Below are 22,861 nucleotides of genomic sequence, written 5' to 3' on the forward strand. Positions count from 1 at the left end.
CGTGCGCCCCAGTCACATACTTTGCGCAATCCTCGCTAATCGTGCTGGCTATTGCAGAGAACTGGACAGTCACAAAGGCTTTGCGGCATAGTCGCCGGGTTCTGACGTACCTACCTCCAATAACAAGGAACAGCCGATGGCGACCTTACTGGTTCTGCACGGACCCAACCTGAACCTGCTCGGCACCCGCGAACCGGGTGTGTACGGTGCAGTGACCCTCGAACAGATCAACCTCGATCTCGAACGACGGGCCCGTGAAGCCGGCCACCATCTGCTCTACCTGCAAAGCAATGCCGAGTATGAATTGATTGATCGCATTCACGCCGCGCGCAGCGAAGGCGTGGACTTTATCCTGATCAATCCCGCCGCTTTTACGCACACAAGCGTTGCATTACGTGACGCGCTGCTGGCGGTGAGCATCCCATTCATCGAAGTGCATTTATCGAACGTGCATAAACGCGAAGCTTTCCGCCATCACTCTTACTTCTCCGACGTAGCGGTAGGAGTGATCTGCGGCCTTGGCGCCAGCGGTTACCGACTGGCCCTGGAGGCCGCCCTGGAACACGTTGAAGAACAGGCTATACGCCCCTGACCGACCCTTGGGAGTTGATGATTCATGGATATCCGTAAAGTTAAGAAACTGATCGAACTGCTGGAAGAATCCGGTATCGACGAGCTGGAAATCAAGGAAGGCGAAGAGTCCGTACGGATCAGCCGTCACAGCAAGACCCCGGCCCAACAGTTCTACGCGCCACAGATGCAAGCGCCGGCGCCAGCCGCTGCTGCTCCAGCCGCCGCACCTGCTGCTGCCGCTGCACCTGCCGCACCAGCAGCGCCTGTGCTGAACGGTTTCGTGGTCAAGTCGCCAATGGTCGGTACTTTCTACCGCACCCCGGCACCGACCTCGCCAGCCTTCGTTGAAGTGGGCAAGACCGTGAAAGTGGGCGACACCATCTGCATCGTGGAAGCGATGAAGATGATGAACCACATCACGGCCGAAAAAGCCGGCGTCATCGAATCCATCCTGGTAGAAAACGGTCAGCCGGTTGAGTACGACCAGCCGCTGTTCACCATCGTTTGAACCGCGGAGCGCCTTCGATGTTGAAACCTGCGAAGAAACTGCAAAAAGTCCTGATCGCCAACCGCGGCGAGATCGCGCTGCGGATCCTGCGCGCCTGTAAGGAAGAGGGCATCAAGACCGTCGCTGTTTACTCGACGGCCGATACCGAATTGATGCACGTGAAACTGGCGGACGAAAGCATCTGCATCGGCCCGCCACTGGCCACGAACTCGTACCTGAAGGTCTCGAACATCATCGCTGCGGCTGAAGTGACCGGCGCTGATGGCATCCACCCTGGCTACGGCTTCCTCGCGGAAAACGCCGATTTCGCCGAACAGGTGGAAAAATCCGGCTTCGCCTTCATCGGCCCGAAAGCCGAGACCATTCGCCTGATGGGCGACAAGGTGTCGGCCAAGGACGCCATGATCGCAGCCGGCGTGCCTACTGTTCCAGGCTCCGACGGCCCACTGCCCGAGGACGAGGAAACCGCCCTGCGCATTGGTCGCGAAGTCGGTTACCCGGTGATCATCAAGGCCGCCGGCGGCGGTGGTGGTCGCGGCATGCGCGTGGTGCACAAGGAAGAAGACCTGATCGAAGCGGCCAAGCAGACTCGCTCCGAGGCGGGCGCCTGGTTCGGCAACCCGATGGTCTACCTGGAAAAATACCTGACCAATCCACGTCACGTGGAAGTCCAGGTACTGTCCGACGGCCAGGGCCACGCCATCCACCTGGGCGACCGCGATTGCTCGCTGCAACGCCGTCACCAGAAGGTCCTGGAAGAAGCTCCGGCACCGGGCCTGGATGAAAAAGCACGTCAGGAAGTCCTGGCACGCTGCGTCAAGGCTTGCATCGATATCAACTACCGTGGCGCCGGGACTTTCGAGTTCCTCTACGAGAACGGCCGCTTCTACTTCATCGAGATGAACACTCGTGTGCAGGTAGAGCACCCGGTTTCGGAGATGGTCACCGGTATCGACATCGTCAAGGAGATGCTGAGCATCGCCGCTGGCAACGTGCTGTCCTTCACCCAGGATGACGTGAAGATGCACGGTCACTCCCTGGAGTGCCGGATCAACGCCGAAGACCCGAAAACCTTTATCCCGAGTCCAGGCCTGGTCAAGCATTTCCATGCACCCGGCGGCAACGGCGTTCGCGTCGATTCGCACCTGTACAGCGGCTACAAGGTTCCGTCCAACTACGACTCGTTGATCGGCAAGCTGATCACCTGGGGCGCCACTCGCGACGAGGCCATGGCCCGTATGCGCAATGCCCTGGACGAAATTGTGGTCGACGGCATCAAGACCAACATCCCCCTGCATCGGGATCTGGTTCGTGATGAAGGCTTCTGCGAAGGTGGTGTGAACATTCACTACCTGGAACACAAGCTGGCCAACCAGTAAGTTTGTGCTCCACCCACAAAACCGCCTTCGGGCGGTTTTGTCGTTTATGCGCACACAAGAACACCACAAAACCCTGTAGGAGCTGGCTTGCCTGCGATAGCGGTAGGCCTGGCACTGATGAGCAAGCTGACACCCCGCCATCGCAGGCAAGCCAGCTCCCACATTTGGCTCCCGTGCTGTCAGTGGTGTCGTCTTCTGGCCTGCTCTCGCGTAAACTTGCGCCCTTTCGCAGCCCCACCCCGCTGCACACTCATTTTTTCAAAGGTGCCCGCCATGCCTTGGCTGCAAGTCCGTCTCGCCATCAGCCCAGAACAAGCCGAAACCTATGAAGACGCGTTCCTCGAAGTGGGCGCCGTGTCGGTGACCTTCATGGACGCCGAAGACCAGCCGATTTTCGAGCCTGAGCTGAACACCACCCCGCTGTGGTCCCACACCCACTTGCTGGCGCTGTTCGAAGACGGCACCGACGCCAGCAGCGTGTTTGCCCACATGGAACTGCTCACCAGCGGCCCGCTGCCCGAGCACCATAGCGAAGTGATCGAAGACCAGGACTGGGAACGCAGTTGGATGGACAACTTCCAGCCTATGCGTTTCGGCCAGCGCCTGTGGATCGTGCCAAGCTGGCATGCGGCCCCGGAGCCTGAGGCAGTCAACCTGCTGCTGGACCCGGGCCTGGCGTTCGGCACCGGCACCCACCCCACCACCGCCCTGTGCCTGGAATGGCTCGATGGCCAGGACTTGCAAGGCTGCAACGTGTTGGACTTCGGCTGCGGCTCGGGGATCCTGGCCATCGCCGCGCTGCTGCTGGGCGCCAAGGAAGCCGTCGGCACCGACATCGACGTGCAGGCCCTGGAAGCCTCCCGCGATAACGCCGGGCGCAACAACATCCCTGAAGGCAAATTCCCACTGTACCTGCCGGAGCAATTGCCCCAGGTGCAGGCCGACGTACTGGTCGCCAATATCCTCGCCGGGCCGCTGGTCTCACTGGCCCCGCAACTGTCGAGCCTGGTCAAGCCGGGCGGGCGCCTGGCGCTGTCGGGGATCCTCGCCGAGCAGGGCGAAGAAGTCGCCGCCGCCTATGCCCAGGACTTCGACCTGGACCCCATCGCCAACCGCGATGGCTGGGTACGCATCAGCGGTCGTCGGCGCTAGAATGAGCGCCTGCATGAATCGGATGGCCGCATGACCGACAGTTTTGTCACCCAGTGCCCGCATTGCCAAACCCGTTTCCGCGTCAGCCATGCCCAGTTGAGCGTGGCCCGCGGCGTGGTTCGCTGCGGCTCTTGCCTGCAAGTGTTCAATGCCGCCCGGCAACTGCTGGAGCAGCGCGCCCACGCGCCTGAAACACCGGCCGCCGACGCCCCGCCGCGCGCCATCAGCCAGAAGCAATGGACCGCCGAGGAGCTGGACCTGGACCACCTGGACCTCGACGAAGAACTGGCCAAGCTGGAACGCCGGGAAATCCAGCACACCCAGCCCCAGGGCAGCGAACGACGCCAGGCAGGGGCGGACCGCCGGCAAAAAGACGAGTCGATGAGCGCCAGCCGCGACACCGCCAAGGCTGAAGAAGAACAATGGGCCGCCAGCCTGTTCAGCGACCCACCGGACGAACGGGCTGCGACAATCGCCCACGCCGAGCAAGCCGCCGAACCGGCCCCAGCCCCCACGGGCAAAACCCAGCGTACCGAGCCCTCGATGTCCTTCGACATCCACGAGGTGGACGACGAGCCCGTACTGCATGCTGACGAGCCTCTCGACCCGCCCGAGCCCACGCTCAGCAGCGAGCTGGACGAACCCGAGCCTGAGCCACGCCGCAAGCGCACACGCGCCACGGGCAACGCCCATGACGAGATGCTGCAGGACCTGGAAGACGACCCGCTGCACCTGTACACCGGCAAACGCCCGGCCGGCTGGGGCCGCCGCCTGCTCTGGCTGACCCTGGTGCTGCTGGCCGCCGCCGCCCTCGCTGGCCAGTACATCGCCTATCAGTTCGACGACCTGGCCCGTCAGGACAAGTACCGGCCATGGTTCCAGGAACTGTGCCCGAAACTGGGCTGCACCGTGCCGTCGCGGGTCGATATTGCCCATATCAAGAGCAGCAACCTGGTGGTGCGCAGCCATCCCGAGTTCGCCGGCGCCCTGGTGGTGGATGCGATCATCTACAACCGTGCGACGTTCTCCCAGCCGTTCCCGCTGCTGGAGCTGCGTTTTGCCGACCTCAATGGCCGGATGATCGCCAGCCGGCGCTTCAAGCCCGCCGAGTACCTCAGCGGGGAGCTGGCCGGCCAGACCGAGATGCCGTCCCAGACCCCGATCCATATCGCCTTGGACATTCTCGACCCAGGCAACAAGGCTGTGAACTACAGTCTCAGTTTCCACTCCCCCGAGTGATTCGCAGCGCACGTCAAGGTTCGGACGGCAGGTTATTGACTTGCTCGTCCACGACCAAACCGCTGGCGATAAGAAAATAACTGCTCAGATTTTATCCAATTCAGCCTTTAACCAGTCATCGAGAGCGGGTATCATGCCAACCCTTTTTCGAACTCTAATGATCCGGCCCCACAACAGGGAAGTCCTATGTCGGCGGTACGCATCGGCCCATATACATTGCCAAACGCTTTGATTCTCGCCCCGATGGCGGGTGTCACCGACCAGCCCTTTCGTCAGCTGTGCAAACGTTTGGGCGCGGGCCTTGTAGTTTCGGAAATGGTCACCAGCGACATGAGCTTGTGGAACACCCGCAAATCGCGGATGCGCATGATCCACGAAGGTGATCCCGAGCCGCGCTCGGTACAGATCGCCGGTGGCGACGCGCAGATGCTGGCGGATGCAGCCCGGGCCAACGTGGAGCTGGGTGCACAGATTATTGATATCAACATGGGTTGCCCGGCAAAAAAGGTCTGCAACAAGGCCGCCGGCTCCGCCCTGTTGAAGGATGAGCAGTTGGTGGCCGAGATCCTGCACGCCGTGGTGGGTGCAGTGGATGTGCCGGTCACCCTGAAGATCCGCACCGGCTGGGACCGGGACAACAAGAACGGCCTGACGGTGGCGAAGATCGCCGAACAGGCAGGCATTACAGCGCTGGCGGTGCATGGCCGTACCCGTGCGGACCTTTATACCGGCGAGGCTGAATACGACACCATTGCTGCGATCAAGCAGGCGGTGTCGATTCCGGTCTTTGCCAACGGCGACATCGACTCGGCCGAGAAAGCCCGGCGCGTGCTGCACGCAACCGGTGCCGATGGGCTGTTGATCGGCCGGGCCGCCCAGGGGCGGCCATGGATTTTTCGTGAGATCGAGCACTTCCTGCGTACCGGCGAAATCATGCCGGCACCGGGGCTGATCGAGGTGGAACGTATTCTGCTAGAGCATCTGGCCGCCCTGCACACCTTCTATGGAGACGTGATGGGCGCGCGCATAGCTCGCAAGCATGTGGGTTGGTATCTCGCAACCCTACCCGGCGCCAAAGAGTTTCGCGCCGGGTTCAATCGTTTGGATGAAACGCAAGCACAGGTCACCGCCGTTCGTGAGTTCTTTGCCGAACGAGACAAGAGCCTGAGAGCAGGGGACGCAGAAGGGGTGGCCGCATGACGATGATGACCGAGACTTTAGTGAGTGGAACAACACCCGTGAGCGACAACGTCAATTTGAAACAGCACCTCAACACGCCGAGCGAAGAAGGCCAGACCCTTCGCGGGAGCGTCGAGAAAGCGCTGCACAATTATTTCGCCCACCTTGAGGGCGCGGCCGTCACGGATGTGTACAACCTGGTGCTCTCCGAAGTCGAGGCGCCCTTGCTCGAAAGCGTGATGAACTACGTCAAGGGCAACCAGACCAAAGCCAGTGAGCTGCTGGGCCTGAACCGTGGGACCCTGCGCAAGAAGCTCAAACAGTACGATTTGCTGTAAGCATTCAATCAAACCAGAAAGGCGCCCGCGTAAAACCGGTCGCCTTTTTTGCTGACTCCTTTGCTTTTGATGGAAATTGAGATGACCGACCAGACTACCCGCCTGCCGATCCGCCGTGCCTTGATCAGTGTTTCCGACAAGACCGGGATCCTCGAATTTGCCCGGGAGCTGGAAGCCCTGGGCGTGGAAATCCTCTCCACGGGCGGGACCTTCAAACTGCTGCAGGACAACGGCGTGGCCGCAGTAGAAGTCGCGGACTACACCGGTTTCGCAGAAATGATGGACGGTCGGGTCAAGACCCTGCACCCGAAAATCCACGGCGGCATCCTCGGCCGTCGCGGTATCGACGATGCCATCATGAACGAGCACGGCATCAAGCCGATCGACCTGGTGGCCGTCAACCTCTACCCGTTCGAAGCCACCATCAACAAGCCAGGCTGCGACCTGCCGACCGCGATCGAAAACATCGATATCGGCGGCCCGACCATGGTGCGCTCGGCAGCCAAGAACCACAAAGACGTGGCCATCGTGGTCAACGCCAGCGACTACGCCCAAGTATTGCAAAGCCTGAAAGCCGGAGGCCTGACCTACGCCCAGCGTTTCGACCTGATGCTCAAGGCCTTCGAACACACCGCCGCCTATGACGGCATGATCGCCAACTACATGGGCACCGTGAACCAGGCCGCCGAGACCCTGAGCACTGAGGGCCGCAGCCAGTTCCCGCGCACCTTCAACAGCCAGTTCATCAAGGCCCAGGAAATGCGCTACGGCGAGAACCCGCACCAGAGCGCGGCGTTCTACGTGGAAGCCAAGCCTGCCGAAGTGGGGATCGCCACCGCGACCCAACTGCAGGGCAAGGAGCTGTCCTACAACAATGTGGCTGACACCGACGCCGCGCTGGAATGTGTGAAGAGCTTCGTCAAGCCGGCCTGCGTGATCGTCAAGCACGCCAACCCGTGCGGCGTGGCGGTGAGCCCGGACGCTGAAGGCGGGATCCGCCAGGCCTACGAGCTGGCCTACGCCACCGATACCGAATCGGCATTCGGCGGCATCATCGCCTTCAACCGCGAACTGGATGCCGAGACTGCCAAGGCCATCGTCGAGCGTCAGTTCGTCGAAGTGATCATCGCCCCATCCGTCAGCGAAGAGGCCCGTGCCATTGTTGCCGCCAAGGCCAATGTGCGCCTGCTGGCCTGCGGTGAGTGGTCGGCTGACCGCGCCGCTGCCTGGGATTACAAGCGCGTCAATGGTGGCTTGCTGGTACAGAGCCGCGACATCGGCATGATCGGCAGCCAGGACCTGAAAGTGGTGACCCAGCGCGCACCGACCGAGCAAGAGATCAACGACCTGATCTTCGCCTGGAAAGTGGCCAAGTACGTCAAGTCCAACGCCATCGTCTACGCCAAGAACCGCCAGACCATCGGTGTCGGCGCCGGCCAGATGAGCCGCGTGAACTCGGCGCGTATCGCGGCGATCAAGGCTGAACATGCCGGTTTGCAAGTCGCGGGTTCGGTGATGGCATCGGATGCGTTCTTCCCCTTCCGTGATGGCCTGGATAACGCTGCAAAAGCAGGTGTTACTGCGGTGATTCAACCGGGTGGCTCGATGCGTGATGCTGAGGTGATTGCCGCGGCTGATGAAGCCGGCATTGCCATGGTCTTCACCGGCATGCGCCACTTCCGCCACTGATCCAAATGTGGGTGGGGCTTATGTGGGAGCGGGCTTGCTCGCGAATGCGGTGTGTCATTCGACACATTCCTCACAGGCCCACCGCTTTCGCGAGCAAGCCCGCTCCCACATTTTAAAGCGCTCCAGCAGCGCCTACAGAATTTGAGGTTTTTGAAATGAATGTTTTGATCATTGGCAGCGGTGGCCGTGAACACGCCCTGGCTTGGAAAGTCTCCCAGGACCCACGCGTGCAGAAAGTCTTCGTCGCTCCCGGCAACGCCGGTACCGCCATTGAAGCCAAGTGCGAAAACGTCGCCATCGACGTCTTGGCCCTTGAGCAACTGGCTGACTTTGCCGAAAAGAACGTGTCCCTGACCATCGTTGGTCCGGAAGTGCCGCTGGTGGCGGGTGTCGTGGACCTGTTCCGCAGCCGTGGCCTGGACTGCTTCGGTCCGACCGCTGGCGCCGCCCAGTTGGAAGGCTCGAAAGCCTTCACCAAGGACTTTTTGGCGCGCCACAAGATCCCGACCGCCGACTACCAGAACTTCACCGAGATCGAGCCGGCCCTGGCTTATCTGCGCGAGAAAGGCGCCCCCATCGTGATCAAGGCCGATGGCCTGGCCGCCGGTAAAGGCGTGATCGTCGCGATGACCCTGCAAGAAGCCGAAGACGCGGTACGCGACATGCTCGCCGGCAACGCCTTCGGTGACGCCGGTTCGCGGGTGGTGATCGAAGAATTCCTCGACGGTGAAGAAGCCAGCTTTATCGTGATGGTCGACGGCAAGAACGTCTTGCCGATGGCCACCAGCCAGGACCACAAGCGCGTCGGCGACGGCGACACCGGCCCCAACACCGGCGGCATGGGTGCCTACTCCCCTGCCCCGGTGGTCACCGCCGACGTGCACCAGCGCGTCATGGACCTGGTGATCTGGCCGACCGTGCGCGGCATGGCCGATGAAGGCAATGTCTACACCGGCTTCCTGTACGCGGGCTTGATGATCGACAAGGCCGGCAACCCGAAAGTCATCGAGTTCAACTGCCGCTTCGGCGACCCGGAAACCCAGCCGGTGATGCTGCGCCTGCAGTCGAGCCTGGTGCTGTTGGTGGAAGCCGCCCTGGCGCAAGCGCTGGACAAGGTCGAAGCGCAGTGGGACCCACGCCCAAGCGTCGGCATCGTACTGGCCGCCGGTGGCTACCCTGCCGACTACGCCAAGGGCGACCTGATCCAGGGCCTGGACGCAGCGGCTACACTGGAAGGCAAAGTGTTCCACGCGGGTACCGCGCTCAAGGATGGCCAAGTCGTCACCGCAGGTGGCCGTGTACTGTGCGCCACCGCCATGGGCGCCAGTGTCGATGCCGCCCAGCAGCAAGCGTACAAGCTGGCCGCGAAGATCGACTGGCAGGGCTGCTTCTACCGCAAGGACATCGGCTACCGCGCCATTGCCCGTGAGCGGGGCGAAGATCAGTAAGCAGCTGTCCGTTCGGCTAGGCAGGGGCCTTTGGCCCTTGCCGTCCCATTACGGTCCCGCGCATAGTTAACCCCGTGCATCAACCTACGAAGGGATTTCGCCGTGCGCTGGCTCAGGATCGCCATAGTTTTTACAGTCAGCCTGCTGACCCTGCTCTGCCTTTTGCCGGCCCAGGCCGCCGCACAAGGTAGCGGCTGGGCGGTATTGCTTGATGAACAGGCCGACCTGCAACTGAGCGACATTCGCTCGGCACGCTACACCAACCAATTTAGCCCCATCGAACTGGACCGGATCACCGCCGCCGAGCCCAATGGTGCGCTGTGGGTACGTTTCAGGCTGCAGCCCGGCAAGCACGAGCAAGTGCTGCGGGTCTTCGCGCCGGACCTGGCGCACCTCAACCTGTATGTGCTGGACGGCGACACGCTGATCGAGCAAGTGAACACCGGCACCCGCCAACCCCAGGCCGAACGCCCGCTGCCCAGCAGCGACTTCATGCTGCCCTTGCCCCAGAGCCAGAAGCCCCTGGATGTATATGTGCGCCTGGTTTCGGAGCACGAGCTGCGGCCATACCTGACCCTCGAACCCGCCGTGATGGCCGCCGCCAACCAGACCCAGACCCTGGTCTATGGCCTGCTGTTCGGCTGCCTGCTGATGCTGATCCTGCACAACCTCACCCGCTACGCCTACCATCGCTCGCGCAGCAGCCTGTGGCTGGCGGCCTGCGAAGTGCTGCTGTTGCTCAGCCTGTTGCTGCTGCTCAACCTGCTGGGCCCCTGGTTGCCGAACTGGCACGCCATGCAAACCCCGGGGGCCTATATGGCGTTGCTGCTGACCGCACCGTGCGGCCTGATGTTTGCCTACCGTTTCTTCGCGCCACTGGGCCCGCATCCACTGAACAAGCTGCTGATGGCGGACATCCTGCTGATCGTGCTGTGCGGCCTGTTGCTGCTGTTCGTCAACACCCTGCCACTGAACATCATCACCTATGCCCTGGTGGCGCTGGCCGGCCTGAGCATGCTGTTTGTCTCGGCCTACCACTGGCAAAAAGGCTACCGGCCGGCCCGCCTGTTCCTGCTGGCCATGGTGGTGTTCAACACCGGCACGCTGATTATCCTCCCGGCCCTGCTGGGCCTGACCCTGGTGGCCCCGCAAGGCCTGATCATCACCTTGCTGGCGGTGATCTGCGTCAGCGGCCTGCTGATGAGCCAGGCCCTGGGCGAGCGCCAGCGCAGCATCGTCGAGGACCGCTTCAGCCTCAGCCGCGACCTGGCTGCGAGCAACGCCGAAATCGCGGCCAAGGCCGAGTTCCTGGCGAAGATCAGCCACGAAATCCGCACCCCCATGAATGGCGTGCTGGGCATGACCGAGTTGCTGCTGGGCACGCCTTTATCGGTCAAGCAGCGTGACTACGTGCAGACCATCCACAGCGCCGGTAATGAGTTGCTGACCCTGATCAACGAGATTCTCGACATCTCCAAGCTCGAGTCCGGGCAGATTGAACTGGACGATGTGCAGTTCGACCTCAACGCCCTGATCGAAGACTGCCTGAGTATCTTTCGCGCCAAGGCCGAGCAGCAGAACGTCGAGCTGATCAGCTTTATCCAGCCCCAGGTGCCCCGGGTCATCAGCGGCGACCCGACGCGCCTGCGCCAGGCCCTGTTGAGCCTGCTGGAAAATGCCCTGCAAAAGACCGACGAAGGCGAAGTGCTGATCGTGGTCGCCCTGGACGAGCGCAGCAGCAAACCGCGCCTGCGCATTGCCGTGCAAGACAGCGGCCTGCCGATGGAAGCTGCCGAGCGCGACGCCCTGCTGCACAGCGAACTGCACAGCAAGAATTTCCTCTCGGCCACCCGCCTCAGCGGCCACCTTGGCCTGGTGATCGCCCGCCAACTGATCCTGTTGATGAATGGCGAGTTCGGCATCAAGGCTGGCAGCCAGCAAGGCAGCACGCTATGGCTGACCTTGCCGCTGGACCCGGAGCGCCTGGAACACCCGACCTCCGACCTCGACGGCCCGCTGCAAGGCGCGCGGGTGCTGGTGGTGGACGACAACGATACCTGCCGCAAGGTGCTGGTGCAGCAATGTACCGCCTGGGGCCTGAACGTCAGCGCCGTGCCCTCGGGCAAGGAAGCCCTGGCCCTGCTGCGCACCAAGGCGCACCTGCGCGATTATTTCGATGTGGTGCTGCTGGACCAGAACATGCCTGGCATGACCGGCATGCAACTGGCGGCGAAGATCAAGGAAGACCCGAGCCTGAACCACGACATCCTGCTGATCATGCTCACCGGTATCAGCAACGCGCCAAGCAAGATCATCGCGCGCAATTGCGGGATCAAGCGCATCCTCGCCAAACCGGTCGCGGGCTACACCCTCAAGACCACCCTGGCCGACGAGTTGACCCAGCGCAGCAAAGGCGTGGTGCAACCCCGCCACCCCGCGCCGAGCGCCCCGGTGGCCGTCACGGTGCCCAGCGATTTCCGCATCCTGGTGGCCGAAGACAACAGCATCTCCACCAAAGTGATTCGCGGCATGCTCGGCAAGCTCAACCTGCAACCCGACACCGCCAGCAACGGCGAGGAAGCCTTGCAGGCGATGAAGGCCCAGCGCTACGACCTGGTGTTGATGGACTGCGAAATGCCGATCCTCGATGGTTTCTCCGCGACCCAGCAATTGCGGGTCTGGGAAGTCAGCAACCAGCGCACCCGCACGCCGGTGGTGGCGCTGACCGCGCACATCCTCTCGGAACACAAGGAGCGCGCACGCCAGGCCGGGATGGATGGGCACATGGCCAAGCCGGTGGAGCTGTCGCAACTGCGCGAACTGGTAGAGTTCTGGGTGACGCAGCGTGAGCAGCCGGCAGAGCAGGCGCATACGTCCTGAATCACCACATCCCTGCGGGTACCGGAGCTGGTTTGTGTAGGAGCGGGCTTGCCTGCGATAGCATCACCTGGATATACCTGATGTACCGAGGCGATGCTATCGCAGGCAAGCCAGCTCCTACACAAGCCCACTCCCACATTGGTTCGCAGTCGCGCCTTCCGGCCTGCAAGCCTGATAAACTCTCCCTCGCCCTTCCTTCGCTGTGAGCTCCCACCATGCTCCACGTGTTGTTCAGCGTTTATTTGAAGATGCTGGTGCTGTATAGCCCCTTCTTCGTCCTGTCCTGCTTTATCAGCCTGACCCGTGGCTATTCCAGCAAGGAACGGCGGCGCCTGGCCTGGAAGGTCGCCTTGGCGACACTGGTATCGAGCGTGTTGCTCTACCTGTTTGGCCGGGTGATTTTCAGTGTGTTTGGCATCACCGTGGATGCCTTCCGCATCGGCGCCGGCAGTGTGTTGTTTATCTCCGCCCTGGGCATGGCCCAGGGCAAGTCGGCGGTGCAGACCGACAACGTGCAGCAGGACGTGACCATCGTCCCCCTGACCATCCCCTTGACGGTCGGCCCCGGCACCATCGGTGCGCTGCTGGTGATGGGCGTCAGCCAGCCCCATTGGGATGACAAGCTCACCGCGATCCTGAGCATTGCCCTGGCCAGCCTGACGGTGGGCGTGGTGCTGTACTTGTCCAACCGCATCGAACGCATCCTCGGCGACCAAGGGCTGCAGATTGTCAGCCGCCTGATGGGCTTGTTCGTGTGCGCACTGGCAGCGCAGATCATCTTTACCGGAGTGCGCGGTTACCTGGTGCCCTGAGGCAACGGTCAGATCCGGTATTGGGCAATCGCCAGCAAGACCTTGTCGCCTGCACTCTCGCGCAACTGCTTGAGGGTTGCGTCGTTGACCACGGCAGGATTGAGCATCAGGCAGGTCTGGCCACTGTAGGCTTCGACCGTGGAACTGTCCCATTCAAAAAACGGCACCCCCACTTTCTTGCTCACGCCATGGGCGCTGTAGGTCACCAGCACCATCAACACCTCTCCGTCGACCTCAGAACAGGACGCCAGGCCAAAGTCGCCGCCCTCATGGTTGACGATATTGCGCTTGAACAGATCAAACGGTGCCGACAGCTGCTTCAACGCCTCGAAGGCATCCGCCGCCAACTTGGGCAGCGCCATGGCCAGGGAGCCCGACAGGAACGTCGAGGCCACCGTGGACGTGATGATGTTCAGCGCCGCCATCTGCACGCTCAGCCCCTTCACCGAAGTGGTGACCCGTTCGAAACTGCTGCGTATCGGCAACCACCCAAGGTTGCCCATGACCTTGATGAACTCGTCGTACCAGGCCTGCGTACCACGCCCCACTTTCAGCACATCACTCACGTAGCTACTGGCCAACAGGTAACTCTTGCGGGTGTATTCCTTGTTGAGGCGGCTCATACCCGCCACAAACGAAAACACACTGTTGTTGATCACCGCGCCATTCAAGTCGCCATCGGCCTGGGCGGGCCCTGGCGAACCCGACGGCTGACTGGTCAGTGGCAGCCGGTATGCCGCAATCAGCTTGTTCTTTTTCGCCACGTCGATTCGTTTATGTTTGCGCTCCATAACTGTTTCTCCACAAAAACCCACACGGGCTTACAAGAAACACTAGTCGTGTGATTGAACTTTTTTCAGGGGGTACAAATAGGGTTATTTGGCCGTAGGAAAAACCTGCGCCCCTTGGCCCCCTCGCAAACACGGGGGATGGGGTGAAGCCTGATAACAGCAGGCTTACTTTCTGCAACTAAAAGGGAGGAACCGTTGATGGCATTGCGAAACGGCGGGGGTGAATGCAGAAATCTCTGTCATCGATGATTAGCGTTTTCTGACAGATCAGCGGCCCCATCGCGGGGCCGCTATCGTTTCAGGAGGCCGGCTTCTCGCCATACCAGCGTGGCGTGTACACCCACTCGCCACCGCCCACCCGAGGGAACGCGCAGGTGGTGGACGAACCGACCAGCACCATGGTGCGCATATCCACCTGGTCCGGGGTCAACTGGCCCAGGGTGGTGGTGCGCAGCGTCTGCCCGGGGCGACCGATATCGCGTCCCAGCACTACCGGCGTGCTGGCAACGCGGTGCCGGGCGACGATTTCCAGGGCGCGCCCCAGCTGCCAGGGGCGCGAACGCGAGATCGGGTTGTAGAACGCCAGGGCCAGGTCGGCCTCGCATGCCAGGTCCAGGCGCTTCTCGATGATCGACCAGGGCTTGAGGTTGTCCGACAGCGACATCACGCAGAAGTCGTGCCCCAGTGGCGCACCCGCCTGGGCCGCCGTGGCCAGGGACGCCGAGACCCCCGGCAGGATCTCCAGCTCGACCCGCTGCCAGGCTGGGTCGCTGGATTCGTGCAACGCCTCCAGCACCGCCGCAGCCATGGCGAACACCCCAGGGTCGCCGGAAGACACCACCACCACCGAACGCCCCTCGGCCGCCAGCGCGAAGGCATGCCGCGCCCGCTGCATCTCTTCGCGGTTGTCGGTGCAGTGCTGCACCTGGTCGGCCCGAAACGGCCCGGCCATGCGCACATAGGTTTCGTAGCCCAGCACGTCGGTACAACGCGCCAGCTCAGCCTTGACCGCCGGCACCATCAGTTCGGCAGCGCCGGGGCCCAGGCCGATCACCGCAAGGCGGCCACGGGGGCGCCCCAGTTGCGCCAGGTCCACCGGCGCGGCGCTCGAATGGATGACCAGCTCCGGCCCAGCGGCCAGCGCCGTAAAGCGCAGCGGTACGCCCAGCTCCAGCGCGGCTTCATGCAATTGGCCACTGGCCATATCGGCGTTATCGGCCAGCAGGCACGCCAGGGACTGCACGGCGATACCATCCTGCTGCAACGCCTGGCGCACCTGCGCGGCCAAACCGGCGCCCGGGCGGCAGGTGACCCAAGTGTTTTTCGGATAGATCAGCAGCTCATTGGCCGCTGGCACCCGCTCGGCATTGCCGACATGAATGCTCAGGCGCGCCTGCTGGTCCTGCGCCAGGTTGGCCTGCTCCAGCCATGGCGCGGCGCCTTCGATACGCACATGCTCGCCGGCCAGCAGGTCCGAGACAAAGCGCTTGCCCAGTTCAAGGTCCGCCAGTTGATAACCCTGGGGCGGGTTGAGCAGGCAGGTGCCAAAACGCAGCTCACCACTGGTGGTAATCGCGGCAGCCACACCCAGGGCCGCCGCGATTTCCCGCGCCATGATATTCACCCCGCCCAGGCCACCGAGCAACGGCACCACCGCGCTACCGTCTTCAGCAACAGCCAGCACCGCCGGCTCCTCGCCTTTTTCCAGCAACAGCGCCGCCAACGTGCGGATCACAATCCCCGCGGCGCACAAGGCAATGATCGGCGTGCCCTGCTGATACAACTGACGCAGGGTCACGCCAAATTCGCTATAGGCCTGGTCGGCCCCCTCAACCCGGCCGGCCAGGCCGTGGATCAAGGCGCCGGGGTACACCTGCTGGATACTGCGCGCGGTGGCCAGGCTGCCCTGGCCGAGGACTACGATCGCCGGCGTCATCACCCTTGCCACCTTTCGCCCGGCACGATGATCAGCGAGAAATACGGCGAAGACATGGGCTCGACCTGATCCAGCGCAACGATTTTCTGGTTGGCCATGGTGGCGCGCTCCACATATAGCGCGCGCCCGGCCAGCCCCAGCTCTTCAAGCACCTGGCGCACCTTGGTGAAGTTGCGCCCCAGCTTCATGATCACCGCCGCATCGGCATCGGCCAGGCGGCGCTTGAGCTCGTCGTGGGGCAGCACGCCGGACAATACCGACAGGCTCTGGTTGCGATACACCAACGGCGCGCCCAGCACCGAGGCGCCACCGAGCATCGAGCACACCCCGGGAATGACCTGGGCGTCGTAGCGTTCGGCGAGGCGGTCATGCAGGTACATGTAGGAGCCGTAGAAGAACGGGTCGCCTTCGCAGATCACCGCCACATCGCGCCCGGCATCCAGGTGCGCGGCCACCTCGACACTGGCAGCGTCGTAGAAATCGCTGATCACCTGTTCATAGGACAACGGCGCCGGCAAGGCTTCGGTGGTCACCGGGTATACCAGCGGCATCAGCGTCTGCTGGGGCACCAGATGCTCTTCGATAATGCCAAACGCATTGCCCTTCTTGCCCTTGGCGACGAAGTACGCCACCACCGGCGATTCGCGCAGCAGGCGCAGGGCCTTGAGGGTAATCAGTTCCGGGTCGCCAGGGCCGACGCCCAGGCCGATCAAACGTCCACGCGCCTGCATCATTCGACCTCCGTGGCCAGGGCGTTGACCGCTGCGGCGGCCATCGCACTGCCGCCCAGGCGGCCCTGCATGATCACAAACGGCACGCCACGGCTGTCTGCGGCGAGCATCGCCTTGGACTCGGCGGCGCCGACAAAGCCCACCGGGAAACCGAGGATCAGCGCCGGCTTGGGGGCGCCGGCGTCGAGCATTTCCAGCAGGTAGAACAAGGCAGTCGGCGCGTTGCCGATCACCACCACGCTGCCAGCCAGGTGCGGGCGCCACAGTTCCAGGGCGGCGGCTGACCGGGTGTTGCCCAGCTCCCGTGCCAGCTGCGGCACGCTATCGTCGCGCAAGGTGCAGATCACCTCGTTGTTGGCCGGCAGGCGCGCACGGGTCACGCCTTCGGAGACCATCCGCGCATCGCACAGGATCGGCGCACCGGCGGCCAGGGCCTCACGGCCGGCCTTGCCTGCGCCTTCAGAGAACTGCAAACCGTCGATAGCCTCGACCATGCCGCAGGCATGAATCACCCGCACGGCGAGTTTTTCCAGGTCGGCCGGGATGCGATCCAGCTTGGCCTCTGCGCGAATGATCGCAAAGGAGTTGCGATAGATCTCCTGACCGTCGCGGATGTAATCAATCATCGGTGCTGCTCCGTGGACGGGCACGCAACACGGCGCCCGCCGCTTCAATAGAAAGGTTGTGCGCGTGCAGGCGGCCGAAACCCGGCTGGCCTGCATCGCGAAAATAGAGGTCGTAGTGCCCGGTGCCCACCGCCAGCAAGGTGACCGGGGCAATGTGCGCCGCAGCGCAGGTGCGCGGGCAGCCGGACAAGTGCACGTCGAGGCCCTGGCCGTGGTCCTGTAGCAACGTGGCCAGGTGCAGGGCGTCGGCCTTGGTGTCGGCCTGGGCCTTGGCGCAGCCGCTGGAACCGGTGCAGGCAATCATCCGCGCCAGGGCCTGGTCGGCCGAACAGAGGAAGCCCAACTGCGCCAGGCCTTCGGTTACGCCCACTGCAACGTCCGGCGCCAGGTTGGGCAGCAGCAAGCCTTGCCATGGGGTGAAGCGCAATGTGCCGTCGCCATGCTCCAGGGCCAGTTGCGCAGCGCCTCGCAGCATGGCCGAGTCCAGGCGCCCCAATGGCGTGACGGCGGCCACGTAGACCCGCTGCGGTTGGCGCTGTGGATAAGTGCCCAGGCGCAAGCTGCTCGGGCTGGCGCGGCGGCGATAGCCATCGGCGCGGAGCAACGGCAGGTGCAAACGCCCGACGAAGTTATCCACAGACGTTTGCGCCAGCACCTCACGCATGCGGTTCTGCTCCGGGCGCGCCAGGTCGAGGAACAGCTCCAGCACGGCGACGACCAGCCCATGGCCTTGCTCCACGGGGACAGCGGCCAGCGGTTGATCTTGCGCGGGGCAACCGGCCAGGCCGAACGCCAGCCAGGTCTGGCCCTGCGCGGCATAGGCCGATAACCACAGGTCGTGATGATGTTCGAGCATCGCCAGGGCTTCGCCGCCATCCAGTTGCACGGCGAACTTGGCCGACAACTCATGGAACCGTGGATGGGTTTGCAAAGTGGCGAGGATCTGGTCCGCCAGGAGCCGGGTGTCCAGCAGCATGTCGCGGTCGATGCCTGCGCCGGGGCTGAGCATCACATTGCGCACGTCATCACCACCGGCGGTGGTCGGGCCCAGGCCTGCGGCCAGCAGATGCGCGATCAAGCCGTCATGCTCCGGGCCAATACCGCGAATCTGCAGGTTGGCGCGGTTGGTCGCCTCGATCACCCCACCGGCGTAAACCTGCGCGGCGTGCGCCACGGCCAATGCCTGCGCGGCGGTGATGGCCCCACCGGCCAATTTGATCCGGCAAATCCCGCCATCCAACGCCTGGACAATACGCAGCAACCCCGGGCAACCCGAGGGGCGTTTGCTAGTGGACAGAGGAAGTGGCTTCACGGGGGGCTACCGGTTCACGGGTAAAGGCGCGGTATTATGCCTGCTTTGTCCGGCGGCATGAAAAGCCTGCCCGTCGGATGTCGTTCAAGGAATCAATATGTCGCCCTGGCTGACGGTAGTAGGCATCGGTGAAGACGGCTTCAAGGGCCTGGGCAGGAATGCCCGGCATGCTCTGTTGCGCGCCTCTCGTATCATTGGCGGCCAGCGCCAGCTGGATTTGCTGCCGGTGTGCATCCGTGGCACACGCGAGCTATGGCCCAGCCCGTTTTCCCTGGAGCCGCTCTTGGCGCGGCGCTTTGAGCCGGTCTGCGTGCTGGCCAGCGGCGACCCGATGTTCTACGGCGTCGGCGCCAGCCTGGCACGGCAGGTGGCGGCGGATGAGCTGTTGATCCTGCCAGCGCCCTCGTCCGTATCGCTGGCGGCGGCGCGCCTGGGCTGGCCGTTGCAGGACGTGGTGACGTTATCGGTGGTCGCCCGCCCTGTGGCCGCGCTCAATGCCCATCTGGCCAGTGGCGTGCGCTTGCTGGTATTGAGCAACGACGGCCAGAGCCCGACCGCCATCGCCGCGTTGCTGCGCGCCAGCGGGTTTGGCCCGAGCCGCCTGAGTGTGTTTGAACACCTCGGTGGCACCGCCGAGCGGCGCATCGATGGCCACGCCGAAGGCTGGCAAGACCCACCGATTGCCACGCTGAACCTGATCGCCATCGACTGCCACGCCGACGCCAATACCCCACGCCTGTCACGCCTGGCCGGCCTGCCGGATGCGGCGTTCAAGCATGACGGCCAACTGACCAAGCGCGATGTGCGGGCCATGACCTTAGCGCGCCTCGCCCCGACTCCCGGCGAATTGCTGTGGGATGTGGGCGCCGGCAGCGGCTCCATCGGCATCGAATGGATGCGCGCCCACCCCAGCTGCCGCGCCCTGGCAATTGAAGCCGACGCCGGCCGCCAACAGTTGATCGAACACAACCGCGAGGCCCTCGGCGTGCCTGGCCTGCAATTGATTCGCGGCAGCGCGCCCCAGGCCCTGGCAGAGTTGGAGGCGCCCGATGCAATCTTCATCGGCGGCGGCGTAACCCGCGACGGCGTGCTCGATACCTGCTGGCAACACCTGCGTCCCGGCGGGCGGCTGGTGGCCAATGCCGTGACCCTGCAAAGCGAAATGACCCTGATGAACTGGCGCGCACAACACGGCGGCGAACTGACCCGCATCCATGTGGCCCAGGCCCAGCCCCTGGGCGAATTCGACACCTGGCGCCAAGCGCTGCCCATCACCTTGCTGGAAGTGATCAAGCCGCTATGAAGCGCATCCTGCTGCTGGGCGGCGTGACTGAAGCCCTGGCCATCGCCCGCACCCTGGGGCCCCAGCATATCTACAGCCTGGCCGGGATTGGCCGGGTGCCCACTGACCTGAGGTGCCAGGTCCGCGTCGGTGGTTACGGCGGTGCCGAGGGGTTGGCGCAGTTTGTTCGCGCCCAGAACATCAGCCTGATACTCGACGCCACCCACCCCTACGCCGCACAAATCAGCACCAACGCGGCCCAGGCCGCGCGCTTGTGCACGATCCCCTGCTGGGCCCTGCGCCGTCCCGCCTGGCAGCCACAACCGGGTGATGACTGGCGTGAAGTCAGTGACTGGAGCGAACTGATCGAGGCCTTGAAACCCTTCCAGCGCCCACTGTTCACCCTCGGTCGCGAACCGCTGCAACACCTCGACGAAATCCCCGCCGGGCAGTTCTGGACCTTGCGTGCGCTGGACGCCTACCCCGGCAACGAACGCTGCGAAGTGATCGGCGCCCGTGGGCCGTTTTTGATCGAGGACGAACGGGCGTTGTTCGAACGGCGGCGCATCGATGTATTGATCAGCAAAAACAGCGGCAGCAGCGCCACCGAACCCAAGCTGCAAGTGGCCCGCGAGCGCGGCATACCGGTGGTGGTTTTGCAGCGGCCGGTGTTGGCGGGGGTGGATCGGGAGTTTTTGACGCTCCAAGAAACACTCACAGCGTTGGCAAGTTTCACTCAATAAGTCAGGATCGCCCGCTTGCTTGATTAGTAACCTATTTGTTACCTTCGAGGCGGGCGATGATTGAGATCGAAGAATATAAACGCGACGGCCAAACCAGCCCATTCAAACAATGGTTTTTATCCCTGAGCGTCCCGGCACGTCTCAAGGTTTCAACCTCATTGCTTCGGCTGGAAATGGGCAACACCAGCAATATCAAGTGGTTCGATGGAATGGGCGAGTACCGGATCGATTGGGGCCCGGGGTATCGAATTTATTTGGTACGGGAGGGCCTGCGACTGATCATCTTGTTCGGTGGCGGTGACAAATCCACTCAGAAAAAAGATATCAAAACTGCAAAGTCGCTGATCCGCGATTATCAACGCGACAAAAAACTGGAACAAAAGAGGTAGCCAGCATGGCACTTACCCGCAGTTATAAACTCACGATTGCCGAAGCCGCCCAGCGCGACCCAGAGTTTGCCCAGGCACTCCTCGACGAGGCTGCTACGCTATTTCTCAACGGCGAACCAGAATTGTCCCGCATCATTCTGCGCGACCTGGTCAACGCCACGGTGGGTTTTGAGAGCTTGGCAAAGGAAACGGCCAAACCGAGCAAAAGCTTGCATCGCATGCTTTCGGCTCATGGCAACCCAAGCATGGATAACCTGGCTGCGATATTTGCGGTGCTCCGAAAGGGACTTGGGGTCGATATGCAGGTGCATGGCGTTCCCGTTACATAACTTGGGATCACTGCGACACCAAACCACACCAGCAACTTTTACTTATGCCCCCCGATCAGGCTAAATACCCACTTGATCGCTTAACCCTACGGATTGTCCGCCATGGCCCGTCAACGCTTTGCATTTGCCTGGATCGCCTGCCTTGCAGTGCTGTTCAATGCGTTTGCCATGCCGATGGCTGGGGCGATGCAGCAGGGCAAAAGCCCTACCCAGCAATTGCTGTGGGGCAGTTTCTGCTCGTCCACCGGCAGCAAGCTGGTGGCGATGTCCCTGGGCACGCTGGATATACCGGCGCCGCAGCAGGACGAGCATTCCAGCATGCAGCATTGCTGGTGCTGTTCGGGCTCGGCGCCATTGGTGGCGCTGCCGGGGCATGTGCCGCAGTTGTATCTCACCCGCTTCGACCCGGCGCCTGGCCTGCCATCGCCTGCCCTGCAAGCCCCGACCCCGCGCCAGCAATGGCCGAGCCTCAACCCCCGCGCCTCTCCAACCGTTTGATCACTTCGCAATTGAACTGCGTTTGAATCGTTCTGGAGAACTGCCATGCTCAAATCTTCCCTGCTTCTGGCGGCCTTGCTGCTGCCTGTGTTCAGTGCTGCCAATGCCGATGACTACAAGGCCGGCGACCTGCTGGTAAGCGATCCCTGGTCCCAGGAATTGCCGCCCAATGCACCCACGGTTGCCGCCTACTTTGTGATCCATAACCAGGGCGAAGCCCCGGACCGCCTGCTCAGTGTCGATACGCCGGTGGCGGCCAAGGCCGAGCTGCATGAGCATGTGATGCAGGGCGACCTGATGAAGATGCAACAGGTGCCCAGCGTGGCCGTGCCGTCCAAGGGCGAGCTGACCTTTGCACCGATGGCCTATCACGTGATGCTCCTGGATCTTAAAGATCGCAGCCAGTTGCGCGACGGCCAGCACTTCCCCCTGACCTTGAACTTCGAAAAGGCCGGGCCGGTAAAAGTGCAAGTCTGGGTACAAAAAGTGCCGCCGATGGCCAACCACGAGCACCAGCACGCCCAGTAACTACCCCAGGTCGCTCCCCATGGGTGCTCCCGCCAACAGCTCGACCCTGCGCCGCCGCCAGCCCTTGAGGCTGGCCCGCGGCAGTTGGATCAGCCTGTTCGCCATGCTGATGATCTTTATCGGACCGCTGATTTCCCAAGCGATGCCGATGGACCATCACGCCGGCATGTCCATGCAGATGTCCATGGACGACATCTGCCATGCCGCCCCGCAGCACCCGGCCGGGCATGCCAAGGCCCCCGCCGCCGACCACGTGATGTGGGAGAAATGCGGCTATTGCAGCCTGTTGTTCAGTTGCCCGGCCCTGCCTGGCAGCGTGTCGTTCGTGGCCCTCGGCAGCCCGCCGCCGGCCACCGGCCTGATCCCCGCACCGCGCCTGGGCCATGCCCGGCAGAGCATCTTCCCCGGCGCCCGCAGCCGCGCACCGCCCAGCCAGTCGTAGACCGCCAATAACACACAACTTCGCACGGCCGCCTTCACACAGACAGCCGCAGGCTGC

The 22,861-nt window shown here is 63.0% G+C and carries 23 protein-coding genes; 18 read left to right on the forward strand and 5 right to left on the reverse strand.

Annotated features, from left to right (window positions below; translation table 11 throughout):
* Nucleotides 1-136: 136 nt before the first annotated feature.
* The 11 genes from aroQ (at nucleotide 137) to HBO11_RS20525 (ending at nucleotide 13,197) form a co-directional block, all read left to right on the forward strand.
* Nucleotides 137-592 carry a type II 3-dehydroquinate dehydratase gene (gene aroQ, locus HBO11_RS20475; RefSeq protein ID WP_169952051.1) on the forward strand — a complete coding sequence of 152 codons (456 nt, stop codon included), beginning with the start codon at nucleotides 137-139 and terminating at the stop codon, nucleotides 590-592.
* 24 nt (nucleotides 593-616) lie between these two features.
* Nucleotides 617-1,081, forward strand: coding sequence for an acetyl-CoA carboxylase biotin carboxyl carrier protein (gene accB / locus HBO11_RS20480; protein ID WP_029297651.1), 465 nt, complete (start codon nucleotides 617-619; stop codon nucleotides 1,079-1,081).
* A gap of 17 nt (nucleotides 1,082-1,098) precedes the next feature.
* On the forward strand, nucleotides 1,099-2,460 hold the full coding sequence (gene accC / locus HBO11_RS20485) for an acetyl-CoA carboxylase biotin carboxylase subunit (RefSeq protein WP_003188188.1): 1,362 nt from the start codon (nucleotides 1,099-1,101) through the stop codon (nucleotides 2,458-2,460).
* A 273-nt stretch (nucleotides 2,461-2,733) separates the two neighbouring features.
* Nucleotides 2,734-3,612 (forward strand): 50S ribosomal protein L11 methyltransferase, encoded by an 879-nt coding sequence (prmA, locus tag HBO11_RS20490; RefSeq protein ID WP_169952053.1) that lies wholly within the window; start codon nucleotides 2,734-2,736, stop codon nucleotides 3,610-3,612.
* A gap of 30 nt (nucleotides 3,613-3,642) precedes the next feature.
* Complete coding sequence (locus tag HBO11_RS20495; protein WP_169952055.1) at nucleotides 3,643-4,851, forward strand: DUF3426 domain-containing protein; 1,209 nt, start codon at nucleotides 3,643-3,645, stop codon at nucleotides 4,849-4,851.
* 186 nt (nucleotides 4,852-5,037) lie between these two features.
* Entirely contained in the window at nucleotides 5,038-6,051 is a 1,014-nt protein-coding gene (gene dusB, locus HBO11_RS20500; protein WP_169952057.1) for a tRNA dihydrouridine synthase DusB, read from the forward strand.
* Nucleotides 6,048-6,368: a DNA-binding transcriptional regulator Fis gene (fis, locus tag HBO11_RS20505; protein WP_003186237.1), complete on the forward strand. Its 321-nt coding sequence runs from the start codon at nucleotides 6,048-6,050 to the stop codon at nucleotides 6,366-6,368. The genes dusB and fis overlap by 4 nt, the downstream gene beginning before the upstream one ends.
* Nucleotides 6,369-6,449: 81 nt before the next feature.
* Nucleotides 6,450-8,057 carry a bifunctional phosphoribosylaminoimidazolecarboxamide formyltransferase/IMP cyclohydrolase gene (purH, locus tag HBO11_RS20510; RefSeq protein WP_169952059.1) on the forward strand — a complete coding sequence of 536 codons (1,608 nt, stop codon included), beginning with the start codon at nucleotides 6,450-6,452 and terminating at the stop codon, nucleotides 8,055-8,057.
* 155 nt (nucleotides 8,058-8,212) lie between these two features.
* Nucleotides 8,213-9,505, forward strand: a complete 1,293-nt coding sequence (purD, locus tag HBO11_RS20515) for a phosphoribosylamine--glycine ligase (RefSeq protein WP_169952061.1) — start codon at nucleotides 8,213-8,215, stop codon at nucleotides 9,503-9,505.
* Nucleotides 9,506-9,607: 102 nt separating this feature from the next.
* Nucleotides 9,608-12,385, forward strand: a complete 2,778-nt coding sequence (locus tag HBO11_RS20520) for a hybrid sensor histidine kinase/response regulator (protein WP_169952063.1) — start codon at nucleotides 9,608-9,610, stop codon at nucleotides 12,383-12,385.
* 215 nt (nucleotides 12,386-12,600) lie between these two features.
* A complete protein-coding gene (locus tag HBO11_RS20525; protein WP_003171467.1) occupies nucleotides 12,601-13,197 on the forward strand; it encodes a MarC family protein in 597 nt (198 codons plus the stop codon).
* An 8-nt stretch (nucleotides 13,198-13,205) separates the two neighbouring features.
* On the opposite strand, the gene HBO11_RS20530 is transcribed toward HBO11_RS20525, so the two are convergent.
* From HBO11_RS20530 to cobG, 5 genes are all read right to left on the reverse strand, one after another.
* Entirely contained in the window at nucleotides 13,206-13,988 is a 783-nt protein-coding gene (locus HBO11_RS20530; protein ID WP_169952065.1) for a hypothetical protein, read from the reverse strand.
* A gap of 298 nt (nucleotides 13,989-14,286) precedes the next feature.
* Nucleotides 14,287-15,924: a precorrin-3B C(17)-methyltransferase gene (gene cobJ, locus HBO11_RS20535; protein ID WP_169952067.1), complete on the reverse strand. Its 1,638-nt coding sequence runs from the start codon at nucleotides 15,922-15,924 to the stop codon at nucleotides 14,287-14,289.
* Nucleotides 15,924-16,655: a precorrin-2 C(20)-methyltransferase gene (locus HBO11_RS20540; protein WP_169878151.1), complete on the reverse strand. Its 732-nt coding sequence runs from the start codon at nucleotides 16,653-16,655 to the stop codon at nucleotides 15,924-15,926. Before HBO11_RS20540 ends, cobJ begins: the two co-directional genes overlap by 1 nt.
* A complete protein-coding gene (locus HBO11_RS20545; RefSeq protein WP_169952069.1) occupies nucleotides 16,655-17,281 on the reverse strand; it encodes a precorrin-8X methylmutase in 627 nt (208 codons plus the stop codon). Before HBO11_RS20545 ends, HBO11_RS20540 begins: the two co-directional genes overlap by 1 nt.
* Complete coding sequence (cobG, locus tag HBO11_RS20550; RefSeq protein ID WP_170058995.1) at nucleotides 17,274-18,578, reverse strand: precorrin-3B synthase; 1,305 nt, start codon at nucleotides 18,576-18,578, stop codon at nucleotides 17,274-17,276. The genes HBO11_RS20545 and cobG overlap by 8 nt, the downstream gene beginning before the upstream one ends.
* Nucleotides 18,579-18,690: 112 nt before the next feature.
* Between cobG and cbiE the strand changes: the two genes are divergently transcribed.
* The 7 genes from cbiE to HBO11_RS20585 all read left to right on the forward strand — a co-directional run bounded on the left by cbiE (nucleotide 18,691) and on the right by HBO11_RS20585 (nucleotide 22,804).
* Nucleotides 18,691-19,896: a precorrin-6y C5,15-methyltransferase (decarboxylating) subunit CbiE gene (gene cbiE, locus HBO11_RS20555; protein WP_169952071.1), complete on the forward strand. Its 1,206-nt coding sequence runs from the start codon at nucleotides 18,691-18,693 to the stop codon at nucleotides 19,894-19,896.
* On the forward strand, nucleotides 19,893-20,618 hold the full coding sequence (locus tag HBO11_RS20560) for a cobalt-precorrin-6A reductase (protein WP_169952073.1): 726 nt from the start codon (nucleotides 19,893-19,895) through the stop codon (nucleotides 20,616-20,618). The genes cbiE and HBO11_RS20560 overlap by 4 nt, the downstream gene beginning before the upstream one ends.
* Before the next feature lie 56 nt (nucleotides 20,619-20,674).
* Entirely contained in the window at nucleotides 20,675-21,007 is a 333-nt protein-coding gene (locus tag HBO11_RS20565; protein WP_169952075.1) for a type II toxin-antitoxin system RelE/ParE family toxin, read from the forward strand.
* Between the two features lie 5 nt (nucleotides 21,008-21,012).
* Nucleotides 21,013-21,336: a transcriptional regulator gene (locus HBO11_RS20570; RefSeq protein WP_169952077.1), complete on the forward strand. Its 324-nt coding sequence runs from the start codon at nucleotides 21,013-21,015 to the stop codon at nucleotides 21,334-21,336.
* A 102-nt stretch (nucleotides 21,337-21,438) separates the two neighbouring features.
* Nucleotides 21,439-21,834, forward strand: a complete 396-nt coding sequence (locus HBO11_RS20575) for a DUF2946 domain-containing protein (RefSeq protein WP_169952079.1) — start codon at nucleotides 21,439-21,441, stop codon at nucleotides 21,832-21,834.
* 45 nt (nucleotides 21,835-21,879) lie between these two features.
* Nucleotides 21,880-22,362: a copper chaperone PCu(A)C gene (locus HBO11_RS20580; RefSeq protein ID WP_169952081.1), complete on the forward strand. Its 483-nt coding sequence runs from the start codon at nucleotides 21,880-21,882 to the stop codon at nucleotides 22,360-22,362.
* 19 nt (nucleotides 22,363-22,381) lie between these two features.
* The gene (locus HBO11_RS20585; protein WP_169952083.1) at nucleotides 22,382-22,804 is read left to right on the forward strand and encodes a DUF2946 domain-containing protein; all 423 of its coding nucleotides are present in this window, start codon (nucleotides 22,382-22,384) and stop codon (nucleotides 22,802-22,804) included.
* Nucleotides 22,805-22,861: the final 57 nt, after the last annotated feature.

It is taken from the genome of Pseudomonas sp. WS 5010 (assembly GCF_012985565.1).
Taxonomy (GTDB): Bacteria; Pseudomonadota; Gammaproteobacteria; order Pseudomonadales; family Pseudomonadaceae; genus Aquipseudomonas.

Excerpts from the sequence above, each read along its gene's own strand:
- aroQ (WP_169952051.1), top strand. The coding sequence starts at position 137 with ATGGCGACCTTACTGGTTCTGCACGGACCCAACCTGAACCTGCTCGGC.
- accB (WP_029297651.1), top strand. The coding sequence starts at position 617 with ATGGATATCCGTAAAGTTAAGAAACTGATCGAACTGCTGGAAGAATCC.
- accC (WP_003188188.1), top strand. The coding sequence starts at position 1,099 with ATGTTGAAACCTGCGAAGAAACTGCAAAAAGTCCTGATCGCCAACCGC.
- prmA (WP_169952053.1), top strand. The coding sequence starts at position 2,734 with ATGCCTTGGCTGCAAGTCCGTCTCGCCATCAGCCCAGAACAAGCCGAA.
- HBO11_RS20495 (WP_169952055.1), top strand. The coding sequence starts at position 3,643 with ATGACCGACAGTTTTGTCACCCAGTGCCCGCATTGCCAAACCCGTTTC.
- dusB (WP_169952057.1), top strand. The coding sequence starts at position 5,038 with ATGTCGGCGGTACGCATCGGCCCATATACATTGCCAAACGCTTTGATT.
- fis (WP_003186237.1), top strand. The coding sequence starts at position 6,048 with ATGACGATGATGACCGAGACTTTAGTGAGTGGAACAACACCCGTGAGC.
- purH (WP_169952059.1), top strand. The coding sequence starts at position 6,450 with ATGACCGACCAGACTACCCGCCTGCCGATCCGCCGTGCCTTGATCAGT.
- purD (WP_169952061.1), top strand. The coding sequence starts at position 8,213 with ATGAATGTTTTGATCATTGGCAGCGGTGGCCGTGAACACGCCCTGGCT.
- HBO11_RS20525 (WP_003171467.1), top strand. The coding sequence starts at position 12,601 with ATGCTCCACGTGTTGTTCAGCGTTTATTTGAAGATGCTGGTGCTGTAT.
- HBO11_RS20530 (WP_169952065.1), bottom strand. The coding sequence starts at position 13,988 with ATGGAGCGCAAACATAAACGAATCGACGTGGCGAAAAAGAACAAGCTG.
- cobJ (WP_169952067.1), bottom strand. The coding sequence starts at position 15,924 with ATGACGCCGGCGATCGTAGTCCTCGGCCAGGGCAGCCTGGCCACCGCG.
- HBO11_RS20540 (WP_169878151.1), bottom strand. The coding sequence starts at position 16,655 with ATGCAGGCGCGTGGACGTTTGATCGGCCTGGGCGTCGGCCCTGGCGAC.
- HBO11_RS20545 (WP_169952069.1), bottom strand. The coding sequence starts at position 17,281 with ATGATTGATTACATCCGCGACGGTCAGGAGATCTATCGCAACTCCTTT.
- cbiE (WP_169952071.1), top strand. The coding sequence starts at position 18,691 with ATGTCGCCCTGGCTGACGGTAGTAGGCATCGGTGAAGACGGCTTCAAG.
- HBO11_RS20560 (WP_169952073.1), top strand. The coding sequence starts at position 19,893 with ATGAAGCGCATCCTGCTGCTGGGCGGCGTGACTGAAGCCCTGGCCATC.
- HBO11_RS20565 (WP_169952075.1), top strand. The coding sequence starts at position 20,675 with ATGATTGAGATCGAAGAATATAAACGCGACGGCCAAACCAGCCCATTC.
- HBO11_RS20570 (WP_169952077.1), top strand. The coding sequence starts at position 21,013 with ATGGCACTTACCCGCAGTTATAAACTCACGATTGCCGAAGCCGCCCAG.
- HBO11_RS20575 (WP_169952079.1), top strand. The coding sequence starts at position 21,439 with ATGGCCCGTCAACGCTTTGCATTTGCCTGGATCGCCTGCCTTGCAGTG.
- HBO11_RS20580 (WP_169952081.1), top strand. The coding sequence starts at position 21,880 with ATGCTCAAATCTTCCCTGCTTCTGGCGGCCTTGCTGCTGCCTGTGTTC.
- HBO11_RS20585 (WP_169952083.1), top strand. The coding sequence starts at position 22,382 with ATGGGTGCTCCCGCCAACAGCTCGACCCTGCGCCGCCGCCAGCCCTTG.